The organism is Enterobacter sp. CGMCC 5087, assembly GCF_003144775.1.
Lineage (GTDB): Bacteria > Pseudomonadota > Gammaproteobacteria > Enterobacterales > Enterobacteriaceae > Enterobacter > Enterobacter cloacae_M.
Genome location: NZ_QFXN01000152.1, coordinates 1 through 16,525, shown reverse-complemented (window position 1 = coordinate 16,525; position 16,525 = coordinate 1). Strand labels below are relative to the sequence as shown.

Here is a 16,525-nt window from a genome sequence, read left to right as displayed (position 1 = left end):
AAAAAGCGGCTAATCATAGCTCAGCGCAACGCATTTGAGAATGCTGGATTTTTGGCACTGCCGCGAGCGTCCAGTTGGCAACGGCCATTTTCAGCAGTTCGTCAATACGCAGATCCTGCCATTCGTTGGATACATTCTGGTTGAGAAATCGCAGCGCGTCGATCAAAACAGGACGCGGATCGCCGTCTGGCAGGGCCGGGGCGTGGTTCTGCTTTGACAATTTAAAGCCCTGCGCATTGACCGCCAGCGGCAGATGAATGTAGTCCGGTGCCGTCCAGCCAAACTGGTGATACAGCGATATTTGTCGTACGGTTGGTTCGACCAGATCCGCCCCGCGCACAATTTCCGTCACGCCCTGAAAACGATCGTCGACGACCACCGCCAGGTTATAGGCAAACAGGCCGTCACGGCGGTGAATAATAAAATCCTCACGCGCCAGGCGTTCATCGGCATGAATCTCACCGGAGAGTAAATCGGTAAAGCGCGTCACCGGGGAGCGCTGTTTTATACGCACGGCGGCATTTTCCGGGGGAAGATTAAGCGTGCGGCAGTGGCCGTCATAGACGCCACCAACGCTCTGGATACGCGCGCGGGTGCAGGTGCAGTTATAGGAAAGTCCCTGAGCGCGAAGCCAGGCCAGACGTTCCCGATAGGCCTCGTGACGTTTTGACTGCCACAGAACCTCGTCATCCCAGTGAAGACCGTAATGTTCCAGCTGACGCAGAATCGTCTCTGCTGCACCGGGAACTTCACGCGGAGGGTCAATATCTTCTATGCGGACGAGCCATTTTCCCCGGCGGGCGCGAGCCTGCAGGTAACTGCCGAGCGCGGCAATTAATGAGCCGAAGTGTAATTCACCGGAAGGAGATGGCGCGAAGCGCCCAATATAGTGTGATTCAGACATATCAACTGTAACAAGGCGGGAGAGACTCCCGCCTTTGGTATGTGTAAACAGCGCTGGTATTAACCGGCCATCTGTTTTTCGCGGATTTCGGCCAGCGTTTTACAGTCGATGCACAGATCGGCGGTTGGACGCGCTTCCAGGCGACGAATGCCAATTTCAACACCGCAGGATTCGCAGTAGCCAAAATCTTCGTCTTCGACTTTTTTCAGCGTTTTCTCGATCTTTTTGATCAGTTTGCGTTCGCGGTCACGGTTACGCAGTTCGAGGCTGAACTCTTCTTCCTGAGCGGCACGGTCTACCGGATCCGGGAAGTTAGCAGCTTCATCCTGCATATGAGTAACGGTGCGATCGACTTCATCCCTGAGTTGATTACGCCATGCTTCAAGAATACGCTTGAAGTGCGACAGCTGGGCTTCGTTCATATACTCTTCGCCCGGCTTCTCTTGATACGGCTCCACCCCAGCGATGGCGAGAATACTCAGGGACGATGTTTTACGGTTTTGCCCTTCTTGCATGTTGCTTCTCCTTAACACGCACTATCGATCCCCGTGTTGGGGGAAAAATCAGGTCGCTATAAATAGCAGATGCTTTTCCGTATGGCAATTATCTAAACGTAACACTTGACAAGCCTGTGAGGAAAAGCGTATTTGCGCACGCGGCCAGAACACTTATTCGTCAATGTCTAATCCCTTATAAGACAATGGGAAGAGACGATCTCAGAGTCATATTATCGGCAGAAAGTTCCGCTTTATAAGCGAAAACCTCTACCCCCTGCTTTTGTGCCTCATTCAACAATTGCGCGTATTTAGGATCGATATGGCGGGCAGGTGAGAAACGTTCAATGGCTGAATGCAACACCGCAAACAGCAATACGGCGCGTTTGCCCGCCGCCGCAACACTCATTAGCTCTCGCAGATGCTTCTGGCCACGTAGCGTTACCGCATCCGGGAAGTAGCCATTTTCCTGTTCCGCTAACGTCACTGATTTTACTTCAATATAGCACTCGGGCCTGTCTTCCGCCTGTAACATGAAGTCAATTCTGCTGCCTTCATCGCCATATTTCACTTCACTTTTATGCGTGCCATATCCCACCAGTTCGGGAATGGTGCCAAGGGTCAGCGCTTCCTTAACCAGCTGATTTGCGCGCTGGGTATTAACGCAAATAAATGCCCCGTTTTGGGTTTCGGTCACTTCCCAGGTATGGGCATATTTGCGTTTACTATTTTCTGATGTGGAATACCAGACTCTGTCACCCGGCGTCGCACACCCCGTCATGGCGCCGGTATTGGGGCAGTGCAGGGTGAGCTGAACCCCTTCGGGGGTAATCACGTCGGCGAGGAAGCGTTTGTAGCGTTGGATAAGCGTGGCGTGCTGCAGGGGAGGACTAAACTTCATCGGAATTCCTTTCGGTGTTGCCCAGCGTCCAGCGCTGTAGCGGCGTATAGCGGGTGCGTCCCTGTGCAAAGACGGATTCGTAAAGCGCGAATGCGTTGACCGGAAAGGCCCAGTGAAAACCCGGCGGCGGGATGGCAACGGCCTGACCGGCATCGCGCAGCAGCGTGATATGTGGATGAAACGGCTGTGGGCTCTGATAACAGCCGCTGCGCGCCGCCTGGGCGCGCAGCATATTCGCCAGCTGCAATAATCCGCGCGGCGGCTGGCGCGTTCCCATCCACACCACGCGCGAACGCAGCCACTGACCCGCGTCGTCGAGGTGCAGCGTAAATTCCGGCTGGGCAATACGCCCGGCCATTGCGGCTAACGCCCGCTGTTTTTCGGCACTGACGTCGCCCAAAAAGGCCAGCGTCAGGTGCAGGTTGGCCGCCGCGACAGGGCGGCCCGCTTCCGGCGGAAAGCAATCGGCGCGCCAGCGAACAATTTGACGCTGTATTGTGGTGGGCAATTCAATGGCAAAAAACAGCCGTTTCGACTCAGGCATACGGAGGACTCGGTAATGATATGCGCCGATGCTACAATGTACGCCGACTAATGTTAACCCTCTGGAGCTGTTAGTGTCCTCATTGCCGGTCGCCGTCGTTCTTCCTGACCTTCTCGCTGCCTTACGCCACTCCCCGCAGGTTTTGCTGAATGCTCCGACGGGGGCGGGTAAGTCCACCTGGCTGCCGCTGCAAATTTTGAAAGACGGGAACATCAGCGGGAAAATTATCCTGCTGGAGCCGCGCAGGCTGGCCGCGCGCAACGTGGCGCAGCGCCTGGCGGAGCTGCTGAATGAAAAACCGGGCGAAACGGTAGGTTACAGGATGCGTGCCGAGACCTGCGTTGGCCCGACCACGCGTCTTGAAGTGGTCACCGAGGGCATTCTTACCCGCATGCTGCAAAACGATCCGGAGCTGAACGGCGTTGGGCTGGTGATCCTCGATGAATTCCACGAGCGCAGCCTGCAGGCGGATCTGGCCCTTGCGCTGTTGCTGGACGTGCAGCAGGGGCTGCGCGACGATCTCCGGCTGCTTATTATGTCGGCCACGCTGGATAACGAGCGGCTACGACAGGCATTACCCGATGCACCGGTCATCAGCTCGGAAGGGCGGGCGTTTCCGGTTGAACGCCGCTATCAGCCGCTTCCCTCCCATCAGCGTTTTGACGAGACCGTCGCCATTGCCACGGCTGAGCTGCTGCGCCAGGAAGCCGGTTCCCTGCTGCTATTTTTGCCGGGAGTCGGTGAAATCCAGCGCGTGCAGGAGCAGCTTTCTACCCGCGTAGGCGGCGACGTGCTGCTTTGCCCGCTCTACGGCGCGTTGTCGCTACAGGATCAGCGTAAAGCCATCCTTCCGGCCCCGGCGGGGCAGCGCAAGGTGGTGCTGGCAACCAACATTGCTGAGACCAGTTTGACCATTGAAGGGATTCGCCTGGTGGTGGATAGCGCGCAGGAGAGGGTGGCAAGCTTTGATCCGCGTACCGGGCTGACTAAACTCCTGACGCAGCGCATCAGCCAGGCGTCGATGGTGCAGCGCGCGGGCCGCGCGGGGCGTCTTGAGCCGGGCATCTGCCTGCATTTGACCAGCGCGGAGCAGGCTGAACGCGCCGCACAGCAAAGCACGCCGGAAATTTTACAAAGCGATTTGTCTGGTCTGGTGATGGATCTGCTCCAGTGGGGCTGCCCGAACCCTGAGCAGCTCACCTGGCTTAATCCTCCCCCTGTCGTAAACCTCACCGCTGCGCGCACCCTGCTGACGCAGCTTGGCGCGCTGGAAGGCGAGCGTCTGACGGCGCGCGGCCAGAAAATGGCGGCGCTGGGCAACGATCCGCGTCTGGCCGCGATGCTGGTGGCCGCGCAAGGGGATGATGAAATTGCCACGGCGGCAAAACTGGCGGCTATTCTTGAGGAGCCGCCTCGCGGTGGCAGCAGCGATCTGGGGCAGGCGTTTTCGCGCAGCCAGGGGAACTGGCAGCAGCGTGCGCAGCAGTTGTGCAAACGCCTGAATAGCCGGGGAGGAATGCCTGATAGCGATAAGATTGCCTTCCTGCTGGCCCAGGCCTTCCCGGACAGGATCGCGCGTCGGCGCGGGCTGGACGGTCGCTACCAGCTGGCAAACGGCATGGGGGCGATGCTGGACAGCGATGATGCGCTGACGCGCCACGAATGGTTGATCGCCCCGCTGCTGCTGCAGGGCAGCCATTCTCCGGATGCGCGTATCCTGCAGGCGATTGCCGTAGAGATTGACGCCCTGACGCGTGCCTGTCCGCAGCTGCTTCAGCAATCTGATACCGTGGAATGGGATGACGCCCAGGGCACGCTGAAGGCCTTTCGTCGCAGCCAGATTGGTAAGTTGACGTTAGAAACGAAGCCGCTGGCGAAGCCGTCGGAAGACGAGCTTCACCAGGCGATGCTGAACGGAATTCGGGAAAAAGGGCTGAGCGCCCTGAACTGGACGCCGGAAGCGGAGCAATACCGCATTCGTCTGCACTGCGCCGCGAAGTGGCTACCGGAATACGGTTGGCCTGCGGTGGATGACGAGACGCTGCTCGCTACGCTTGAGCGCTGGCTACTGCCGCAAATGAGCGGCGTACACTCTCTGCGAGCCCTGAAGGCGCTTGATGTTAAGACCGCGTTACAGAATTTACTGGACTGGTCATTACGTCAACGTCTGGATAGTGAACTGCCAGGGCATTACACTGTGCCGACCGGAAGCCGGATTGCCATCCGTTATCATGAGGATAATCCGCCGGCGCTGGCGGTTCGGATGCAGGAGATGTTTGGTGAAGCCACCACGCCGTCCATTGCGGAAGGGCGTGTGCCGTTAGTGCTTGAGCTGCTGTCGCCTGCGCATCGTCCATTACAAATCACCCGAGATCTGGGGGCGTTCTGGGCGGGAAGCTACCGTGAAGTGCAGAAAGAGATGAAGGGGCGATATCCCAAACATGTCTGGCCGGACGATCCGGCGAATACGGCGCCGACGCGGCGAACGAAGAAATATTCGTAAAAGGGGAGTGCGGCCCGATGCCCTCACCCCGGCCCTCTCCCATGGGGAGAGGGAGAAAACAAATTTTGAGAGATTTCTTCTTTCACAGGCCTGTGAAAGAAAAGAAAATCTGGCCTTTGCGCCTGAAAGTTGCGGAGAAAAAGCATGGCGGGGAATGACCGCGAGCCAATAGGACGTAAGGGAAAACCAACGCGTCCGGCGAAAGAAAAGGTAAGCCGTCGTCGCCTCAGAGATGAGGACTATGACGATGACTATGAAGACGATTATGAGGATGAAGAACCGATGCCGCGTAATGGAAAAGGCAAAGGGCGTAAGCCTCGGGGCAAACGCGGCTGGTTCTGGCTGCTGCTGAAGCTGTTTATTGTTTTTGTCGTGCTGATGGCGATTTACGGCGTGTATCTGGATCAGAAGATCCGCAGCCGTATCGACGGTAAAGTCTGGCAGCTACCTGCGGCAGTGTATGGCCGTATGGTGAACCTTGAGCCAGATATGTCCATCACCAAGAACGAGATGGTCAAACTGCTGGAAGCCACCCAGTATCGTCAGGTGTCTAAAATGACGAGGCCTGGCGAATTTACCGTGCAGTCCAACAGCATTGAGATGATCCGTCGTCCGTTTGATTTCCCGGACAGCAAAGAGGGGCAGGTGCGCGCGCGTCTGACCTTTGACGGCGATCGTCTGGACACCATCGAGAACATGGATAACAACCGTCAGTTCGGTTTCTTCCGCCTCGATCCGCGTCTGATCACCATGCTTTCGTCAGCAAACGGCGAGCAGCGCCTGTTCGTGGCGCGTAACGGCTTCCCGGATCTGCTGGTTGATACCCTGCTGGCAACCGAAGACCGTCACTTCTACGAGCACGATGGCATCAGCCTCTACTCGATTGGTCGTGCGGTACTGGCTAACCTGACTGCCGGTCGCACCGTGCAGGGGGCGAGTACGCTGACCCAGCAGCTGGTGAAAAACCTGTTCCTCTCCAGCGAACGCTCTTACTGGCGTAAAGCGAACGAAGCCTACATGGCCGTGCTGATGGATGCGCGCTACAGCAAGGATCGTATCCTTGAGCTGTACATGAACGAGGTGTACCTCGGTCAGAGCGGCGATAACGAAATCCGCGGCTTCCCGCTGGCGAGCCTGTACTACTTTGGCCGTCCGGTGGAAGAGCTGAGCCTGGACCAGCAGGCGCTGCTGGTGGGCATGGTGAAAGGGGCGTCCATCTATAACCCGTGGCGTAACCCGAAACTGGCGCTGGAGCGTCGTAACCTCGTTCTGCGTCTGCTGCAACAGCAGCAGGTGATTGACCAGGAGCTGTACGACATGCTGAGCGCGCGTCCCCTCGGCGTTCAGCCGCGCGGTGGCGTGATTTCGCCTCAGCCTGCATTTATGCAGCTGGTGCGTCAGGAGCTGCAAAGCAAGCTCGGTGATAAGGTCAAAGATCTCTCCGGCGTGAAGATCTTCACCACCTTTGACTCCGTGGCGCAGGATGCGGCCGAAAAAGCCGCGGTGGAAGGTATTCCGGCGCTGAAGAAACAGCGTAAGCTGAGCGATCTGGAAACCGCGATGGTGGTGGTTGACCGTAACTCTGGTGAAGTTCGCGCCATGGTGGGCGGTGCCGAGCCGCAGTTTGCAGGCTACAACCGCGCCATGCAGGCGCGTCGCTCAATCGGCTCTCTGGCAAAACCGGCAACCTACCTCACTGCCCTGAGCCAGCCAAATCAGTATCGCCTGAATACCTGGATTGCGGATGCGCCTATCTCCCTGCGCCAGCCTAACGGCCAGGTCTGGTCACCGCAGAACGATGATAAACAGTTCAGCGGCCAGGTCATGCTGGTGGATGCGTTGACCCGTTCCATGAACGTGCCAACGGTGAACCTGGGCATGTCGCTGGGACTGCCGGCGATTGTCGACACCTGGCAAAAACTGGGCGTGTCGAAAGATCAGCTGCACCCGGTGCCGGCGATGATCCTCGGCGCGCTTAACCTGACGCCGATCGAAGTGGCGCAGGCGTTCCAGACCATTGCCAGCGGGGGCAACCGCGCGCCGCTGTCTGCCCTGCGTTCGGTGATTGCCGAAGATGGCTCCGTGCTGTATCAGAGCTTCCCACAGGCGGAGCGTGCCGTTCCTGCTCAGGCCGCCTACATGACGCTGTGGACCATGCAGCAGGTCGTGCAGCGCGGCACAGGGCGCCAGCTGGGAGCGAAGTATCCGGGTCTCCATCTGGCGGGTAAAACCGGGACCACCAATAACAACGTCGATACCTGGTTTGCCGGTATTGATGGCCGTGAAGTGGTGATCACCTGGGTAGGCCGCGACAACAACCAGCCGACCAAGCTGTACGGCGCGAGCGGGGCGATGTCGATTTACCAGCGCTACTTGGCGAATCAGTCTCCTGTGCCGCTGAATCTGGTCGCGCCGGAAGATATCGTCGATATGGGCGTGGACAGCTCCGGTAACTTCGTCTGCGGCGGCGGAATGCGTACGCTGCCTGTCTGGACCGCTAACCCGGACTCGCTGTGCCAGCAAAGCCAGCCGGAACAGCCAACGGGTAACCCGTTCGACCAGTCTTCTCAACCACAGCAGCCGCAGCAGCAACAGCCGCAGCAGCAGAATGAGAAGAAAGACAGCGACGGTGTCGCGGGCTGGATTAAAGACATGTTCGGCGGTAACTAACCTTTTAAAGCCCTCTTCCCTGGAAGGGGGCTTTTTTTACCCGTAAACTTTATTTCGTTAACCTTCGCTTTAACTCTGATTAACCCTTCGTTTTCTCTTGATGATTTCTTAAACCCTTAATTCTCATAGGGCCGCTTACTGCTTGCTATGCAACCAGCGTTTCGCATATTATTCTGGCGCTCATAATAATAATTCTCGTTTACGTTATCATTCACTTTCACATCAGAGATTCAACATGGCGCTTTCCAATACTGCTCAGCCTATGAACACGTCGCTGCGTAAGCTCGCGGTTGTCGTCGCCACAGCGGTTGCCGGCATGTCTGCTTATACTCACGCGGCCGAAACCCCGAAAAAAGAAGAAACCATTACGGTAACCGCAGCACCTGCGGCACAGGAAAGTGCCTGGGGACCGGCACCCACGATTGCGGCCAAACGCACCGCCACGGCGACCAAGACCGATACCCCGATTGAGAAAACCCCGCAGTCTATTTCTGTCGTCACCCGTGAAGAGATGGACATGAAACAGCCGGGTACGGTTAAACAGGCGCTGGCCTATACGCCGAGCGTGTTCGCAACGCGCGGCGCGTCAACAACGTATGATGTTGTTTCTATCCGTGGTTTCACCACCTCCAGTACCGTGAATACTAACCAGTACCTGGACGGTATGAAGCTGCAGGGGGATAACTATTCTGAAGCGTCCATGGATCCGTATTTCCTTGAGCGCGTTGAACTGCTGCGCGGTCCAACGTCCGTTCTGTACGGTAAAAGTCACCCGGGCGGCGTGGTCAGCATGGTTAGCAAGCGTCCAACCACCGAGCCACTGAAAGAAATCCAGTTCAAAATGGGTACCGATAACCTGTGGCAGACCGGGTTTGATTTCAGCGATGCGATTGATGATGACGGCGTGTGGTCATACCGTCTGACCGGCCTGGGGCGCAGCGAAAATGCGCAGCAGGAGATGGTTAAGTCATCCCGCTACGCCATTGCGCCTGCTTTCAGCTGGCGACCTGACGATAAAACCGATTTTACGTTCCTGAGCAACTTCCAGAGCGATCCGGATGCAGGCTATTACGGCTGGCTGCCGCGGGAAGGTACCGTTGTGCCTTACTATGATGCCAACGGCAACGCGCACAAGCTGCCGACCGATTTCAACGAAGGTGAAGAAGACAACAAGATCTCCCGTCGTCAGAAAATGGTGGGCTACAGCTTCTCGCATCAGTTTGACGACACCTTTACCGTGCGTCAAAACCTGCGCTACACCAAAATCAACACGCTTTACCGTTCCGTCTACGGTAACGGCTATATTGCACCGGCTCAGATCAGCCGTGCGTACGTGCGCTCTGATGAGGACCTGAACTCGTTCACGGTCGATACCCAGCTTCAGTCTAAATTTGCAACCGGTGCAGTGGATCATACCCTGTTAACGGGCGTCGATTACCTGCGCATGCGTAACGATATTGATGCTGATTACGGCACTGCCGATCCCATCAGCATGACGAAGCCTGCGTACGGCAATCCGAATGTCGACGTTTACTACCTATACAAAGTGCTGAACCGTCAGGAACAAACCGGCCTGTATGCTCAGGATCAGGCTGAATGGGATAAGTTGGTACTCACAATGGGGGGCCGCTACGATTTTGCGAAAACCTCTGCGCTGACGCGTACAACCGGTACTACTGCGGAAATCAACGACCAGGCATTCACATGGCGCGGCGGGATTAACTACCTGTTCGACAACGGCATAACGCCTTACTTCAGCTATAGCGAGTCGTTCGAACCGATTTCGGGTACCACTCAGGGCGGCAAACCGTTCGATCCGGCGCGCGGCAAGCAGTATGAAGCGGGCGTGAAATACGTACCGAAAGATCTGCCTGTGGTTGTGACTGCAGCGGTATATCAGCTGACTAAAAACAACAACCTGACGGCCGATCCGGCGAACCCGACCAGCGGCTTTAGCGTGCAGGGCGGCGAAATTCGTTCCCGCGGGTTCGAACTGGAAGCGAAAGCCGCAGTCTCTGCCAATGTGAACGTGACGGCGTCCTATAGCTTTACCGATGCGGAATACACGCACGATACCTGGTATGAAGGCCGTCGTCCGGCGGAAGTGCCGCGTAACATGGCGTCACTGTGGGCCGATTACACCTTCCACGAGACGGCCTTGAGTGGCCTGACCGTTGGCGCGGGGACGCGTTACATCGGCAACACGGTCTCCTACTACTCTGCCTCGTCGCCAAAAGCCTACCAGTCGTTCAACGTCGCGGGCTATGCCCTGGCGGATGCCACAGTGAAATACGACCTGGCTCGCTTTGGGCTGCCGGGCTCGTCAGTCGGCGTCAACGTGAACAACATCTTCGACCGTGAATATGTCTCCAGTTGCTACAGCGAATACGCATGCTACTGGGGAGCAGGACGTCAGGTTGTTGCCACCGCGACCTTCCGCTTCTAATCTCTCTTCGGGCACGGTTCGCCGTGCCCTTTTTATTTAAGTTGGCTGATATGCAGGATATTCAAACGCAACCCGACACCACCTTTACGCTCAACCATCTCTCCTTTCGCGTACCCGGGCGCACGCTGCTGCATCCGCTCTCTCTGACGTTTCCGGCCGGTAAAGTGACGGGACTGATTGGTCACAACGGTTCCGGTAAATCCACGCTGCTCAAGATGCTGGGGCGCCATCAGCCGCCTTCAGAAGGCGATATTCTGCTGGATGACCAACCGCTGGAGAGCTGGAGCAGTAAAGCCTTTGCCCGCAAAGTGGCCTATCTGCCGCAGCAGCTGCCGCAGGCGGAAGGGATGACGGTGCGTGAGCTGGTGGCGATTGGGCGTTATCCGTGGCACGGTGCGCTTGGGCGCTTCGGCGTCGCCGACAGAGAGAAGGTGGAAGAGGCGATTGCGCTGGTCGGGCTAAAACCGCTGGCGCACCGTCTGGTGGATAGCCTGTCCGGCGGCGAACGTCAGCGCGCGTGGATTGCGATGCTGGTGGCGCAGGACAGCCGCTGTCTGCTGCTGGATGAACCGACCTCTGCGCTGGATATCGCCCATCAGGTCGACGTCCTGGCGCTGGTGCATCGCCTGAGCCAGCTGCGTGGCCTGACGGTCATTGCGGTCCTGCACGATATCAACATGGCCGCGCGCTATTGTGACTACCTCGTCGCGCTGCGCGGGGGCGAGATGATTGCCCAGGGGACACCGGCCGAGCTGATGCGCAGCGAAACGCTGGAACATATTTACGGTATTCCGATGGGTATTCTGCCTCACCCGGCCGGGGCTGCACCGGTGAGCTTTGTCTACTGATGCTGAGTAACACACGCATTAGCCGCCGTCGCCTGCTGACGGCGATGGCGCTCTCGCCGCTGCTGTTAAAAATGAATACGGCGCGTGCCGCCGCCGTCGATCCGCACCGTATTGTGGCCCTGGAGTGGCTGCCGGTCGAACTGATGATGGCGCTCGGCGTCACGCCCTATGGCGTGGCGGACATTCCTAACTATAACCTCTGGGTGAACGAGCCAAAGCTGCCGGACTCGGTAATCGACGTCGGCCTGCGAACGGAGCCAAACCTTGAGCTGCTCACCCAGATGAAACCCTCGTTCCTGTTCTGGTCCGCGGGCTACGGCCCGTCAGAGGAGACCATGGCGCGCATTGCGCCGGGGCGTGGATTTGCTTTCAGCGACGGTAAAAAACCGCTGGCCGTGGCGAAAAACTCGATTAACGAGATGGCGCATTTCCTCAACCGCGAAGCGGAGGCCAAAAAACATCTCGACGAATTTGATGCCCTGATAGACTCCCTGAAGCCGCGCTTTGCTCACCGGGGCGATCGTCCGCTGCTGATGGTGACGCTGCTGGATGCCCGCCATATGCTGGTCTTCGGTAAAAACTGTCTGTTCCAGGAGGTGCTGGACAGCTTCGGCATTCGCAATGCCTGGGAAGGGGAGATGACCTTCTGGGGCAGTACCGCCGTGGGTATCGATCGTCTGGCGGCGTTTCGCGATGTGGACGTGCTCTGTTTCGACCACGGTAACGAACGCGACATGCAAACCCTGATGGCGACCCCGCTCTGGCAGGCGATGCCGTTTGTACGCGAGAAGCGCTTCCAGCGCGTCCCGGCGGTCTGGTTCTACGGTGCGACGCTGTCGGCCATGCATTTTGCCCGCGTGCTTGATAACGCCCTGGGAGGTAACGCATGAGTACGCGTATCGCCCGCTTCCCGGCGCTGCTGTTATCCCTGCTTTTTCTGGTTGCGCTGGTATTAACCGGATTCAACCTCTCCGCGGCCTTACCGCGCGCGCAGTGGGGGGCCGCTCTGGCCTCGCCGGATATCGACAATATTCAGCAGATGCTGTTCCACTACAGCCTGCTGCCGCGTCTGGCGATCTCCCTTTTGGTCGGGGCTGGCTTAGGGCTGGTGGGCGTGCTGTTCCAGCAGGTTTTACGTAACCCGCTGGCAGAGCCAACCACGCTCGGCGTCGCGACCGGCGCGCAGCTTGGGATCACCATTACTACGCTGTGGGCGCTGCCGGGAGCGTTAACCTCGCAGTTTGCGGCACTCGCTGGAGCGTGCGTGGTGGGCGCGCTGGTCTTTGGCGTGGCCTGGGGCAAGCGCCTTTCTCCTGTAACGCTTATTCTGGCCGGGCTGGTGGTGAGCCTGTACTGCGGGGCGATTAACCAGCTGCTGGTGCTGTTCCATCACGATCGGCTGCAAAGCATGTTCCTGTGGAGTACCGGCACGCTCACCCAGACCGACTGGAGCGTTGTAGAGCACCTGTGGCCGCAGCTGGCTGGCGGCGTCTTGCTAACGCTGCTGCTCCTGCGCCCTCTGACGCTCATGGGGCTGGATGATGGCGTGGCGCGTAACCTGGGGCTGGCGCTGTCGCTGGCTCGTCTGGCGGCGCTGACGCTGGCGATTGTATTAAGCGCCCTGCTGGTAAACGCGGTCGGCATCATCGGGTTTATCGGCCTGTTTGCGCCGCTGCTGGCGAAAATGCTCGGGGCGCGTCGCCTGCTGGCGCGTCTGATGCTGGCGCCGCTGATTGGGGCCCTGATCCTCTGGCTTTCCGATCAGCTTGTTCTCTGGCTGGCGCAGGTCTGGAGGGAAGTGTCCACCGGCTCGTTGACCGCGCTTATCGGGGCGCCGCTGCTGCTGTGGCTGCTCCCGCGCCTGCGCAGCATGAGCGCACCGGCGATGGACGCCGGCGATAAAGTTTACGCTGAACGTCGGTCGGTGCTGTGGTTTAGCCTTGCCGGTCTGGCTGTGCTGATTATCGCTTCGTTTGCGGCGCTCTCATTTGGACGCGATGCCGTGGGCTGGCACTGGGCGACGGGGGATTTACTCGATGAACTGGTGCAGTGGCGCTGGCCGCGTATCTTCGCTGCGCTGATCGCAGGGGTAATGCTGGCGGTGGCGGGGTGCATTATTCAGCGTCTGACCGGCAACCCGATGGCAAGCCCGGAAGTGCTCGGGATCAGCTCTGGCGCCGCCTTTGGCGTGGTGCTGATGCTGTTCTTTGTGCCGGGGAATGCGTTTGGCTGGCTGATGCCTGCCGGCAGTATCGGCGCGGCAGTCACGCTGATGATTATCCTTATTGCCGCCGGTCGCGGCGGATTTTCACCGCACCGCATGCTGCTGGCCGGGATGGCGCTCAGCACCGCGTTTACCATGCTGCTGATGATGCTGCAGGCCAGCGGCGATCCGCGTATGGCGAAGATCCTGACCTGGATTTCCGGCTCAACCTACAATGCCACCGGCAGCCAGGTGGTCTGGTCCGGGATCTCGATGCTCGTGCTGCTGGCGATGGTGCCGCTGTGCCGCCGCTGGATGACCATTCTGCCGCTCGGCGGCGAAACCGCGCGCGCGGTGGGAATGGCGCTGACGCCAGCGCGCGTGGCCCTGCTGCTGCTGGCGGCGTGCCTGACGGCTGTGGCAACCCTGACGATTGGACCGCTGAGTTTTGTCGGATTAATGGCGCCGCACATTGCCAGAATGATGGGGTTCCGCCGGACGATGCCGCATATTGTGATGTCGGCACTGACGGGCGGGATGATGCTGGTGTTTGCGGACTGGTGCGGAAGAATGGTGCTGTTCCCGTATCAGATCCCGGCGGGTCTGCTGTCGACCTTTATCGGTGCGCCGTACTTTATTTATCTGTTGAGAAAGCAGAGCCGGTAATAAAAGTAAACGGCAATCCTTAGATTGCCGTTTTAGTGTTTGCGCCCTCTCCCCGTGGGAGAGGGTTGGGGTGAGGGCATCAAGCCGCACATCTTACAGCTTCGCAAACACCTTGCGCGCCGCGTCGATGGTGTTGTTGATATCTTCTTCGCTGTGCGCCACGGACATAAAGCCCGCTTCGAACGCGGACGGCGCGAGGTACACGCCTTCGTCCAGCATCAGGTGGAAGAAGCACTTGAAGCGTTCAACGTCGCACTTCACCACGTCCTGATAGCAGGTCACGGTTTTCGCATCGGTGAAGAAAATCCCGAACATGCCGCCCACGTGGTTGACCACCAGAGGGATACCGGCCTCTTCCGCGGCTTCCAGCAGACCGTTTGCCAGCTGCGTGGTCAGGTCGGTCAGGGTTTCGTGAATACCCGGCTGTGCCACCTCGGTCAGGCAGGCAAAGCCCGCCGCCATGGCGATGGGGTTACCGGAGAGCGTGCCCGCCTGGTAAACCGGACCGGTTGGCGCCAGGGCTTCCATCACGTCCTTACGACCACCGAATGCGCCGACCGGCATGCCGCCGCCGATGATTTTGCCGAGGCAGGTCAGGTCCGGCACGACGTCGTAGTAAGACTGGGCACCCGCCAGCGCGACGCGGAAGCCGGTCATGACTTCATCGATGATCAGCAGCGCGCCGAACTCATCGCACAGGGCGCGCAGGCCCGGCAGGAAGTCAGGCTGCGGTGGGATGCAGTTCATGTTGCCGGCGACCGGCTCAACGATGATGCAGGCGATCTCCTGCGGATACTGCTCGAACGCCGCGCGAACGGTAGCAATATCGTTGTAGGTGCAGGTCAGGGTATGCTTCGCGAAATCTGCCGGTACGCCAGGCGAGTTCGGCTGGCCGAGCGTCAGCGCGCCGGAACCGGCTTTCACCAGCAGGCAGTCCGCATGACCGTGGTAGCAGCCTTCAAACTTGATGATTTTATCGCGACCGGTAAAACCGCGCGCCAGGCGGATAGCGCTCATGGTGGCTTCGGTACCGGAGTTCACCATACGCACCATGTCCATGGTAGGCACCAGCTCGGTCACCAGCTCCGCCATTTTCACTTCCATTTCGGTTGGCGCACCGAAGCTCAGGCCACGCTGGGCGGCTTCAATCACCGCGTTACGAATGGCAGGGTGGTTGTGCCCCAGCACCATCGGTCCCCAGGAACCTACATAATCGATATAGGCTTTGCCATCGACATCATACAGATACGCGCCGTCAGCACGTTCGATAAACAGCGGCGTACCGCCCACGCCGGTGAAGGCGCGCACAGGTGAGTTCACGCCACCCGGAATAAGCTCGCGGGCTGCACTGTAGAGGTTTTCAGACTTGCTCATGGCGTCGTTCCTGGTTCGAATAAAATGGTTAAGCCCACTATTCTATGTGATTCGGGGAAGGTTATGAAATTTTTAGCCGGGCAATGCTTTAAGATTTGTTAAGTAATTTTCAGGAGACGGTGGGGCCGTCTCTGGTAAAATCCTCGCGGCTTTTTGTGTGACAAATAAGAACAGGACATGAAATCAGATTCTCCGTCTTTTGAAGAACAACAATTTACGCGCGCCCAGCACCGAGTCAGCATTCGGCGGCTGCTCAATCGCGATAAAACGCCGCTGGCGATCCTGCTGGCCGCTGCCGTGGTGGGCACTCTCGCGGGCCTGGTTGGCGTAGCGTTTGAAAAAGCGGTTAATGCCGTACTCAACTGGCGAGTGGGCACCGTGGCCGGTTTCGCCGACAGCGAATGGCTGGTCTGGGTGTGGGCATTCGGGCTGTCCGCGCTGTTTGCCATGGTGGGGTATTTTCTGGTGCGTAAATTTGCGCCGGAGGCGGGCGGATCGGGCATTCCGGAAATTGAAGGCGCGCTGGAGGAGCTGCGTCCGGTGCGCTGGTGGCGGGTGATTCCGGTTAAGTTCATCGGCGGCATGGGGACTCTGGGCGCGGGGATGGTTCTTGGCCGGGAAGGGCCTACGGTTCAACTGGGCGGGAACGTTGGCCGCATGGTGGGCGATCTGTTCCGGATGCGCAGCGCCGAAGCGCGCCATACGCTGCTGGCAACCGGTGCGGCGGCGGGGCTGTCGGCGGCCTTTAACGCGCCGCTGGCGGGCATTTTGTTTATCATCGAAGAGATGCGCGCGCAGTTTCGCTACAACCTGATCTCGATTAAAGCGGTGTTTACCGGCGTCATTATGTCGAGCATCGTGTTTCGCCTCTTTAATGGCGAAGGGGCGGTCATTGAGGTGGGTAAACTGACCAACGCGCCGGTTAACACCCTGTGGCTTTACCTGATCCTCGGCATGATTTTTGGCGTGGTG

General features: G+C 58.6%; 12 protein-coding genes. 7 read left to right on the top strand and 5 right to left on the bottom strand.

Going from position 1 to position 16,525, the window contains the following annotated elements:
* Positions 1-13: 13 nt before the first annotated feature.
* From gluQRS to thpR, 4 genes are all read right to left on the bottom strand, one after another.
* Positions 14-904 (bottom strand): tRNA glutamyl-Q(34) synthetase GluQRS, encoded by an 891-nt coding sequence (gluQRS, locus tag DEO48_RS14350; protein ID WP_109845550.1) that lies wholly within the window; start codon positions 902-904, stop codon positions 14-16.
* 59 nt (positions 905-963) lie between these two features.
* Positions 964-1,419 carry an RNA polymerase-binding protein DksA gene (gene dksA, locus DEO48_RS14345; protein WP_001155232.1) on the bottom strand — a complete coding sequence of 152 codons (456 nt, stop codon included), beginning with the start codon at positions 1,417-1,419 and terminating at the stop codon, positions 964-966.
* A 175-nt stretch (positions 1,420-1,594) separates the two neighbouring features.
* Positions 1,595-2,299 (bottom strand): DNA/RNA nuclease SfsA, encoded by a 705-nt coding sequence (sfsA, locus tag DEO48_RS14340; RefSeq protein ID WP_045401080.1) that lies wholly within the window; start codon positions 2,297-2,299, stop codon positions 1,595-1,597.
* Positions 2,289-2,843 (bottom strand): RNA 2',3'-cyclic phosphodiesterase, encoded by a 555-nt coding sequence (gene thpR / locus DEO48_RS14335; protein ID WP_109845549.1) that lies wholly within the window; start codon positions 2,841-2,843, stop codon positions 2,289-2,291. Before thpR ends, sfsA begins: the two co-directional genes overlap by 11 nt.
* Positions 2,844-2,916: 73 nt before the next feature.
* Between thpR and hrpB the strand changes: the two genes are divergently transcribed.
* The 6 genes from hrpB (at position 2,917) to fhuB (ending at position 14,179) form a co-directional block, all read left to right on the top strand.
* Complete coding sequence (gene hrpB / locus DEO48_RS14330; RefSeq protein WP_109845548.1) at positions 2,917-5,346, top strand: ATP-dependent helicase HrpB; 2,430 nt, start codon at positions 2,917-2,919, stop codon at positions 5,344-5,346.
* Between the two features lie 144 nt (positions 5,347-5,490).
* Entirely contained in the window at positions 5,491-8,016 is a 2,526-nt protein-coding gene (mrcB, locus tag DEO48_RS14325) for a bifunctional glycosyl transferase/transpeptidase (protein WP_023310439.1), read from the top strand.
* A 235-nt stretch (positions 8,017-8,251) separates the two neighbouring features.
* The gene (fhuA, locus tag DEO48_RS14320) at positions 8,252-10,462 is read left to right on the top strand and encodes a ferrichrome porin FhuA (RefSeq protein ID WP_109845547.1); all 2,211 of its coding nucleotides are present in this window, start codon (positions 8,252-8,254) and stop codon (positions 10,460-10,462) included.
* Between the two features lie 50 nt (positions 10,463-10,512).
* The gene (gene fhuC, locus DEO48_RS14315; protein WP_109845546.1) at positions 10,513-11,310 is read left to right on the top strand and encodes a Fe3+-hydroxamate ABC transporter ATP-binding protein FhuC; all 798 of its coding nucleotides are present in this window, start codon (positions 10,513-10,515) and stop codon (positions 11,308-11,310) included.
* Positions 11,310-12,200: a Fe(3+)-hydroxamate ABC transporter substrate-binding protein FhuD gene (fhuD, locus tag DEO48_RS14310; protein ID WP_109845545.1), complete on the top strand. Its 891-nt coding sequence runs from the start codon at positions 11,310-11,312 to the stop codon at positions 12,198-12,200. Before fhuC ends, fhuD begins: the two co-directional genes overlap by 1 nt.
* On the top strand, positions 12,197-14,179 hold the full coding sequence (gene fhuB, locus DEO48_RS14305; RefSeq protein ID WP_109845544.1) for a Fe(3+)-hydroxamate ABC transporter permease FhuB: 1,983 nt from the start codon (positions 12,197-12,199) through the stop codon (positions 14,177-14,179). The genes fhuD and fhuB overlap by 4 nt, the downstream gene beginning before the upstream one ends.
* A 93-nt stretch (positions 14,180-14,272) precedes the next feature.
* Here fhuB and hemL read toward each other — a convergent pair whose 3' ends face one another.
* A complete protein-coding gene (gene hemL, locus DEO48_RS14300) occupies positions 14,273-15,553 on the bottom strand; it encodes a glutamate-1-semialdehyde 2,1-aminomutase (RefSeq protein ID WP_109845543.1) in 1,281 nt (426 codons plus the stop codon).
* A gap of 177 nt (positions 15,554-15,730) precedes the next feature.
* Here hemL and clcA point away from each other — a divergent pair.
* On the top strand, positions 15,731-16,525 hold a 795-nt coding region (gene clcA / locus DEO48_RS14295), incomplete at its 3' end, for a H(+)/Cl(-) exchange transporter ClcA (protein ID WP_109845542.1).